At 66.2% G+C, this 1,273-nt stretch carries 1 protein-coding gene; it reads left to right on the top strand.

Annotated features, from left to right (window positions below):
* Positions 1 to 1,273: aconitate hydratase AcnA (gene acnA, locus EN818_RS30620; protein ID WP_135906212.1), on the top strand; the 1,273-nt coding region annotated here is incomplete at both ends.

The following is a 1,273-nucleotide window of genomic DNA, read 5'->3' as shown; positions in this document are numbered from 1 at the left end:
AGACCTCGCTGGCGCCGGGCAGCCAGGTGGTGGCCGAGTATCTGGAGAAGTCGGGGCTGCAGAAGGAGCTCGACCAGATCGGCTTCAACCTGGTCGGCTTCGGCTGCACCACCTGCATCGGCAATTCCGGCCCGCTGCCGGCGCCGATCTCGAAAACCATCAACGACAAGGGTCTGATCGCCGCCGCGGTGCTGTCCGGCAACCGCAACTTCGAGGGCCGCGTCTCGCCCGACGTGCAGGCCAACTACCTCGCCTCGCCGCCGCTGGTGGTGGCGCATGCGCTGGCCGGCACGGTGACCAGGGACCTGACTGCCGAGCCGCTCGGCGAGGGCCGCGACGGCCAGCCGGTCTATCTGAAGGACATCTGGCCGAGCGCGGCCGAGATCCAGGAGTTCATCGAGAAGAACGTCACCCGCGAATTGTTCGCGCGCAAATATGCCGACGTCTTCAAGGGCGACGCTTACTGGCAAGGGGTCAAGGCGCCGGAAGGCCAGACCTATGCCTGGGACGACAACTCGACCTATGTCCAGAACCCGCCCTACTTCGCCGGCATGGCGCGCAGCTTCGGCACGGTCGGCGACATCAGGGGCGCGCGCGTGCTCGGCCTGTTCGGCGACAAGATCACCACCGACCACATCTCGCCGGCGGGTTCGATCAAGGCCGCCTCGCCGGCCGGCAAGTACCTGACCGAGCATGGCGTCGGCGTCGCCGACTTCAACCAGTACGGCACCCGGCGCGGCAACCATGAGGTGATGATGCGCGGCACCTTCGCCAACATCCGCATCCGCAACCACATGCTGGGCGAGAACGGCCGCGAGGGCGGCTACACCATCCACTATCCCTCGAAGGAGGAGATGTCGATCTACGACGCGGCGATGGCCTACAAGCAGGAAGGCGTGCCGCTGGTCATCTTCGCCGGCGTCGAATACGGCAACGGCTCCTCGCGCGACTGGGCGGCCAAGGGCACCAACCTGCTTGGCGTGCGCGCCGTCATCGCCCAGTCCTTCGAGCGCATCCACCGCTCCAACCTGGTCGGCATGGGCGTCATCCCCTTCGTCTTCGAGGACGGCACCTCCTGGGCCTCGCTCAACCTCAAGGGCGACGAGCTGGTCGAGATCGACGGGCTCGACGCGATCAAGCCGCGCCAGAAGATGGCGGCCAGGCTCACCTATGGCGACGGCACCGTGAAGACCATCCCGATCGTCTGCCGCATCGATACGCTGGACGAACTCGACTACTTCAAGAACGGCGGCATCCTGCAATACGTGCTGCG

It is taken from the genome of Mesorhizobium sp. M3A.F.Ca.ET.175.01.1.1 (assembly GCF_004791945.1).
Taxonomy (GTDB): Bacteria; Pseudomonadota; Alphaproteobacteria; order Rhizobiales; family Rhizobiaceae; genus Mesorhizobium.
Note: the sequence above shows the minus strand (reverse complement) of the source record. Positions and strands in the feature narration are given on the sequence as shown.